This is a genomic window from Stenotrophomonas sp. 1337, from assembly GCF_031455455.1.
GTDB classification, from domain to species: Bacteria; Pseudomonadota; Gammaproteobacteria; order Xanthomonadales; family Xanthomonadaceae; genus Stenotrophomonas; species Stenotrophomonas indicatrix.
In genome coordinates, this window is sequence record NZ_JAVDSR010000002.1 from 439,676 (window position 1) to 446,774 (window position 7,099).

Below are 7,099 nucleotides of genomic sequence, written 5' to 3' on the forward strand. Positions count from 1 at the left end.
TGGGCTTTCTGCGCTCGTCCGGCCCCTTCACGCAGGTATCGGCAGCTGCCCCCGCGGGCTGCTCAGCCCGGCAGGCAACCGGTATGCTTGCCCGGTTTCCCGCCGTAGGTTCTTCCGCATGCGCATCATCAGCTTCAACGCCAATGGCATCCGCTCGGCCGCCACCAAGGGCTTCCTCGACTGGTTCCGTGGCCAGGACGCCGACGTCCTCTGCATCCAGGAGACCAAGGCCCAGGAAGACCAGCTGACCGACCCGATGTTCCGCCCGGACGGCCACCATTGCTTCTACCGCGATGCCATCACCAAGAAGGGCTACAGCGGCGTGGCGATCTACAGCAAGCGCGAACCGGACCAGGTCATCACCTCGCTGGGCTGGGCCCCGTTCGACGACGAAGGCCGCTACATCGAGGCCCGCTTCGGCAACCTCAGCGTGGTCTCCTTCTATATCCCGTCAGGCAGTTCGGGCGACCTGCGCCAGGGCTTCAAGTTCGAAGTGATGGAGTGGCTGCGGCCGATCCTCGAGGAATGGGCGCGCAGTGGCCGCGACTACGTGCTGTGTGGCGACTGGAACATCGTCCGCTCGGCGCTGGACATCAAGAACTGGAAGTCCAACCAGAAGAACTCCGGCTGCCTGCCCGAGGAACGCGACTGGCTCAATGCCCTGTGTGCCGACCATGGCCAGGCCACCGATGTGGGCGCAGGTCGCGGCTGGGCCGATGCCTACCGCCTGCTCAACCCGACCGGCGAGGACTACACCTGGTGGAGCAACCGTGGCGCCGCCCGCGCCAACAACGTTGGTTGGCGCATCGACTACCAGTTCATCACCCCGGGCCTGCGTGACCACCTGCGCAGCTGCTCGATCTACCGCGACCAGCGCTTCTCCGACCACGCGCCGTTCATCGTGGACTACGACCTGTGACCGAGGCTGCCAAGCCTGCCGGCTACAAGGGCTGGGCCGGCATCAAGCGTGCGTTCGGTACGCCCTCGGCGCTGACCATGGCCCTGCTGGGCTTCGGTAGTGGCCTGCCGTTCCTGCTGATCGCCTCGCAGACCCTGTCCACCCGTCTGCGCGATGTCGGCCTCGATCTGGGCAGCATCGGCCTGATCAGCCTGGCCAGCTTCTTCTACCTGCTCAAGTTCGTCTGGGCACCCCTGCTTGATCGCTACGCGTTTCCGTTGCTGGGGTTCCTCGGTCGCCGCCGCTCGTGGCTGCTGGTCTCGCAGATCCTGGTGCTGGTGGGCCTGGTGGCACTGGCGTTCGTGCGGCCAGAGCAGGGCGTGTGGCCGCTGGTGGCCTGGGTACTGGTAGCATCGTTTGCAGGTGCCACCCAGGATTCAGTGGTCGACGCCTACCGCATCGAGATCGCGCCGCAGACCGCGCAGGCCGCGTTGGCCGCCACGTACACGCTGGGCTATCGCATCGGCCTGATCCTGGCCGGTGCCGGCGCCTTGTACCTGGCACAGTTCGAAGGCTGGATCATTGCCTATCTGGCCATGGCCGGATTGATGATCCTGCCGATCATCACCACGCTGTTCTGCCGCGAACCGGAGCGCCCGGCCAACGCCGTGCAGCGCCGCATCGACATTGCCGAAGCGTTCGTACAGCCGATCACCAGCTTCTTCACCCGCAACGGCATGGCACTGGCGCTGGCGCTGCTGGCGTTCGTCGGGTTCTTCAAGTTTCCCGACCAGGTCATCGGCGTGATGGCCGGACCCTTCTATCTCGATTCGGGCTTCGACAAGGCCGACATCGCGACGGTCTCCAAGCTGTTCGGCGTGTGGATGGGTATTGGTGGGGCGTTCCTTGGCGGTATCGCCGTCGCCGCCTTCGGTTTCCGCCGGATGCTGCTTGTCGCGGCGCTGGGTGTGGCCCTGTCGAATCTGGCCTTCCTGCTGATGGCGCACAATCCGGGGCAGTTGTGGGCGTTCTACGCCGCGCTCAGCGCCGACAACCTGTTCCAGGGCTTTGCCGGCACGGTGCTGGTGGCTTTCATGTCTTCGCTGACCGATCGCAACTTCACCGCAACCCAGTATGCCCTGCTGGTATCGCTGGCCAACCTGCCGGGCAAGTTCGTCGGCGGCGTTTCCGGTTACATCGTGGAGGCCACCTCGTACAGCACCTTCTTCATGCTCAGCGCCGTCACGGTGGTGCCCACCATGCTGCTGCTGGCTTGGCTGTGGCCACGCATCGTTGATCGTGGGCCGTCCCCCGCCGCCTGATTGCCTGTCCGTGCTTACTGCGGGATGATCGCCCCGACGCGCCGAGGGGGCGGTGCCTTGCGAACGGGGAAGTGAGCATGGCCGACGTAGTGCTGCGGGACCTGGACCCGCTGCTGCTGGAACGCATCAAACGGGTCTCGGTGGCCCGTGGCTGGACCCACGAACAGACCTGCGCGGTCCTGCTGGAGCAGGGCCTGTTCAGCAGTGAACTGGAGGTCCGCTCCGGCTTCGGCGATCCCGAAGTCGACGCGCTTTCCGACGCGATCGCCGCACTGCAGGCGCTGCCGGCCGGCCAGGGCTTCGATTGATCTGATGTCGGGTCGCCGGGCATGGCCCGGCGCTACCGCGCGCCGCCGACGGGTAACGCCGGGCCATGCCCGGCGGATGGCGTCACCTCACGCCGGATGAATCGCCCCGAGAATCCGCGGCCCCGTCGCCCCGGTCACGCTCGGCAGGTTGCCCGGCAGCCCGTCCATCGTCCGCTGCGCCAGCCAGGCAAACCCCATCGCCTCCACATACTCCGGGTCCAGCCCGTGCAGCGCCGTGGACTCCACCACCACGCCCGGCAACCGCGCCGCCAGCCGCCGCATCAACTGCGTATTGCGCACGCCACCGCCGCACACCAGCACCCGCCGGGTGTGCGGCTGCTGGGCCAGCAGCGCATCAACCACCGTCGCCGCGGTCAGCTCCAGCAGTGTCGCCTGCACATCGGCTGCGGCGAACTGGCCTTCCTCCATGTGTGCTTCGGCCCACGGCAGGTGGAACTGCTCGCGCCCGGTGCTCTTGGGCGGCGGCAGCGCGAACCACGGATCCGCGCGCCAGCCGGCCAGCAGGCTGTCATCCACCGCACCGCTGGCTGCGTAGGCGCCGTCAGCATCGAAGCTGCGCCCGGTATGGCGTTGGCACCAGGCATCCATCAGCGCGTTGGCCGGGCCGGTATCGAAGCCACGCACGACGCCCTCGCGGGGAATCAGGGTCAGGTTGGCGATCCCGCCCAGGTTCAGCACCGCACGGTCCTCATCGGCCGCACCCAGCATGTCCAGGTGGAAGGCCGGCATCAGCGGCGCGCCATGGCCACCGGCGGCAACGTCACGGCGGCGGAAATCGCACACGGTGGTGATGCCGGTCAGCTCGGCGATGCGGTTGCCGTCACCCAGCTGCACGGTGAAGGCCGGGTCGGCCAACGGTCGATGGCGCACCGTCTGCCCGTGCGAGCCGATGGCTCGTACCTGCGAACGGTCGACACCGGCTTCTTCCAGCAGCTGGTTGGCGGCGGCGGCGAAGCTGATCGCAATCCGCGCGTCCAGTTCGCCCAGCTCCTCCAGCGACTGCAGCGGGCCGCCTTCGCCGAGGGCCACCAGCCGCGCCCGCAGCACCGGCTCCCAGCGGGCGGTCAGCCCGTGCACGAAGCGGCACCCCCCATCGGCCGGGAACTGCACCAGCGCGGCATCGATGCCGTCAGCGCTGGTGCCCGACATCAGGCCCAGGTAGAGGGGAAGGGACGGATCGGCAGTGGTGTTCATGGCGGGCATAAAAAAAGGACACGGCAAGCTTGTGCTGCCGTGTCCTCCTTCGTCAACGCAGGGCTCAGCCGCGCTTGCGGCCTGCCGGCGCCTTGTCCTTGGCGCTGGCCACCTCGGTGCTCGCGCTTTCGGCGGCCGGCGCGGGGCTGGCGTCGGCGTAGATCAGCTTCTCCATGCCCTGGATGCGGGCCATCGCCGGCGCGGTCTGCGCCCGGAAGGCCACCAGCTCGGCGCCCTTAAGCGGCTCCGGCGGCGGCATGGTCACCGTCAGCGGGTTGCGGTGCTCACCGTTGACGCGGAATTCGTAGTGCAGGTGCGGGCCGGTCGCCAGGCCGGTCGAGCCGACGTAGCCGATCACCGTGCCCTGGGCCACGCGCTGGCCATTCTTGATCCCGGCAAAGCGCGACATATGGCCGTACAGGGTGGTGTGGCCACGGCCGTGGTCGAGGATCACCACGTTGCCATAACCGCGCTGCACGCCGACGAACTGCACCCGCGCATCGCCGGCGGCCATGATCGGGGTACCGGTCCGCGCGGCGTAGTCCACGCCCTTGTGCATGCGCATCTTGCCCAGCACCGGGTGTTTGCGCGCGCCGAAGGTCGAACTCAGCCGTGCGAACGGGATCGGCATGCGGATGAAGCTCTTCTTCAGCGAACGGCCGCTGATGTCGTAGTACTCGGACTTGCCGTTGCGGTCGAAGCGGAAGCCGGAATAGGTCTTGCCGCCGGTGGTGAAGGTCGCCGCCAGGATCTTGCTGGTATCGACCTTCTCGCCCTCGCGCCAGGTCTCATCCATCACCACGCTGAAGCGGTCGCCCGGCTGCAGGTCCTTGGAGAAGTCGATGTCGTACTTGAAGATGTCGTCGGTCATCGTCGCGATTGCCGACGGTGACAGTCCGGCGCGGCGCGCGGCCGCATACAGCGAACTGGTGATCTCGCCGCTGGTGACCACCGTGCGCGTGGATGTCTCGCGCTTGGTCACCGTTTCCTTGATGTCATCGCCGCTCAGGCTCAGTTCGACCCGGTTGTCGGCATCGCGGTCGAAGCGGATGCTGCGCAGGTCACCGGACAGCGGCATGTCGAAGGCGATCTCGGCACCCGGGCGCAGCTTGGTCAGCGATTCGCGCGCACCCGGATGGTCCAGCACCCGGTGCAGGGTGGTGGCGGAGATGCCGGCCTTGTCGAACAGGTCGCTCAGGGTCTGCCCGCGCTGCACCCGCAGCACCTGCCAGCTGTCGCCGGGGATCTGCTGCTGGCGGGCCATTGCCAACGGCGGCAACGGCAGTGCCAGGCTGGTGTGGCTGTCGGCGTAGGGCGCATCGATGGTGTGCGAGAAGCCCGGCACGATCGTGGCCACCAGCGCGCCAATGGTCACAAACAGGCTGGCGTGCATCCAATGACGCCGCGTCCAGCGCTCATTGAACGCAGCGGGAAGGTGTTGCCTCAGCTTCCGGTGCAGGGCGTTGTCGTGCAGGACGTGGAGTCGTTCCTGGAAGCGCTGCTTGCGAGCGCGGCCTTGATCGGAATTGAGCATCAGATGTCGGTCTCTGGCTGACCCGGGAACGCGGGCCCAAACGCCGGTAACATAGACACCTAACAAATTCGCGTCAAACCCTTGTGCCTATTGGCTTTTGTGAAGCCGATCGGGTTAACTTCGCTTTAACACCCCACATAAGAAACGGCGTTGCCGGGAGTAGTCACGTGTCCTCGATTGAAGAAGCCCTTGCCCTGATCGGCCGCGGTGCCGACGAGATCCTCAAGCTCGAGGATCTGCGCGCGCGCCTGCAGGAAGGCCGCCCGCTGCGCATCAAGGCCGGCTTCGACCCCACCGCGCCTGACCTGCACCTGGGCCACACGGTGCTGCTGAACAAGATGCGTCAGTTCCAGGACCTCGGCCACCAGGTCATTTTCCTGATCGGCGACTTCACCGGCATGATCGGCGACCCCTCCGGCAAGAGCCTGACCCGCAAGCCGCTCAGCCGCGACGACGTGCTGGCCAACGCCCGTACCTACGAGGAACAGGTGTTCAAGGTGCTGGACCGCAGCCGCACCGAGGTCCGCTTCAATTCGGAGTGGTTCGGCAAGATGAGCGCGGCCGACATGATCCGCCTGGCCGGCCAGCACACCGTGGCACGCATGCTCGAGCGCGACGACTTCGCCAAGCGCTATGCCGCCCAGCAGTCGATCGCCATCCACGAATTCCTGTACCCGCTGGTGCAGGGCTACGACTCGGTGGCCCTGGAAGCGGACGTCGAGCTGGGCGGTACCGACCAGAAGTTCAACCTGCTGATGGGCCGTGGCCTGCAGGAACACCACGGCCAGAAGCCGCAGGTGGTGCTGACCATGCCGCTGCTGGAAGGCCTGGACGGCGTCAACAAGATGTCCAAGTCGCTGGGCAACTACATCGGCATCAGCGAGCCGGCCATCGATATCGTCACCAAGACCATGAAGGTCGATGATGCCCTGATGTGGCGTTGGATCGAGCTGCTGTCCTTCGATATCAGCCAGGCCGAAGCGGCCTCCCTGCGCGAGCAGATCGCCGCCGGCCTGAATCCGCGCGTGGTCAAGCTGCGCCTGGCCCGTGAACTGGCTACCCGGTTCCACGATGCCGCAGCGGCAGAGCAGGCGATTGCCGGCTGGGAAGCTGCCGTTACCGGGCAGGGCGACATCACCCAGCTGCCGCTGCAGGATGTGGCCATCCCGGCCGAGGGCCTGCGCATCGCGGCCCTGCTGACCGCCGCCGGCCTGACCCCGAGCAACTCCGAGGCCAACCGCAAGCTCAAGGAGCGTGCGGTGAAGGTGGACGGTGAAGTGCTGGAAGACGGCCAACAGGTACTGCAGCCCGGCTTCGAGGGGCTGCTGCAGGTCGGCAAGCGCACCTTCGCCCGCGTGCGCCTGGTCGCTGCCTGACCGGAGGCAGGGGCCGGCGCAGCCGGCCCCTGCTTCTGCTCCTGCAGAGCGGCGCTGACGCTCTGCCGCTGTTCGCGGGGCCTGTGGCGGCGCCTTTGCATGAACGGATGCAACATCCGATGAAAAAAGTTGCCACACCCCCTTCACAAAGGCCGCGAATAGGGACATACTTTCCCTCCCCCGTCGCAGGGGTCGCCAACAAGGGGCTTCAGCGACACAAGGGACGCCACCACCGACGAACGAGATGATCGAACGAAAGGTGTTGACGGACTCGAAAAGTCCGGCATAATAGGCGGCTCGCTACGAAGGAAACTTCGCAGCACACGGGAATGGCGCTGAGGCCACTTCCCCGGATCTTTGAAAGTATGCGCAGGTATCTTGTGAAGGCGCCTGCAGGAAGGATGATTGTCCATCTTGCAGACGTTTGATCAAGCAACTATTAATTG

6 protein-coding genes are annotated in these 7,099 nt (G+C 66.4%); 4 read left to right on the forward strand and 2 right to left on the reverse strand.

Annotation, left to right across the window (positions count from 1 at the left end):
* Positions 1–118 precede the first annotated feature (118 nt).
* The 3 genes from J2X70_RS05960 (at position 119) to J2X70_RS05970 (ending at position 2,528) form a co-directional block, all read left to right on the forward strand.
* Positions 119–919: an exodeoxyribonuclease III gene (locus J2X70_RS05960; protein ID WP_033832834.1), complete on the forward strand. Its 801-nt coding sequence runs from the start codon at positions 119–121 to the stop codon at positions 917–919.
* Complete coding sequence (locus J2X70_RS05965) at positions 916–2,220, forward strand: MFS transporter (RefSeq protein WP_059064137.1); 1,305 nt, start codon at positions 916–918, stop codon at positions 2,218–2,220. The genes J2X70_RS05960 and J2X70_RS05965 overlap by 4 nt, the downstream gene beginning before the upstream one ends.
* 77 nt (positions 2,221–2,297) lie before the next feature.
* On the forward strand, positions 2,298–2,528 hold the full coding sequence (locus J2X70_RS05970) for a hypothetical protein (protein ID WP_025879428.1): 231 nt from the start codon (positions 2,298–2,300) through the stop codon (positions 2,526–2,528).
* An 87-nt stretch (positions 2,529–2,615) separates the two neighbouring features.
* On the opposite strand, the gene J2X70_RS05975 is transcribed toward J2X70_RS05970, so the two are convergent.
* A complete protein-coding gene (locus tag J2X70_RS05975) occupies positions 2,616–3,743 on the reverse strand; it encodes an anhydro-N-acetylmuramic acid kinase (RefSeq protein ID WP_080277682.1) in 1,128 nt (375 codons plus the stop codon).
* A gap of 64 nt (positions 3,744–3,807) precedes the next feature.
* Positions 3,808–5,277, reverse strand: coding sequence for a peptidoglycan DD-metalloendopeptidase family protein (locus tag J2X70_RS05980; protein ID WP_025879426.1), 1,470 nt, complete (start codon positions 5,275–5,277; stop codon positions 3,808–3,810).
* 167 nt (positions 5,278–5,444) lie between these two features.
* On the opposite strand from J2X70_RS05980, the gene tyrS reads away from it, so the two are divergent.
* Entirely contained in the window at positions 5,445–6,653 is a 1,209-nt protein-coding gene (gene tyrS / locus J2X70_RS05985) for a tyrosine--tRNA ligase (RefSeq protein ID WP_309909420.1), read from the forward strand.
* The last annotated feature ends 446 nt before the right edge of the window (positions 6,654–7,099 follow it).

Coding starts and splice junctions, on each gene's coding strand:
- J2X70_RS05960 (WP_033832834.1), top strand. CDS start 119: ATGCGCATCATCAGCTTCAACGCCAATGGCATCCGCTCGGCCGCCACC.
- J2X70_RS05970 (WP_025879428.1), top strand. CDS start 2,298: ATGGCCGACGTAGTGCTGCGGGACCTGGACCCGCTGCTGCTGGAACGC.
- J2X70_RS05975 (WP_080277682.1), bottom strand. CDS start 3,743: ATGAACACCACTGCCGATCCGTCCCTTCCCCTCTACCTGGGCCTGATG.
- J2X70_RS05980 (WP_025879426.1), bottom strand. CDS start 5,277: ATGCTCAATTCCGATCAAGGCCGCGCTCGCAAGCAGCGCTTCCAGGAA.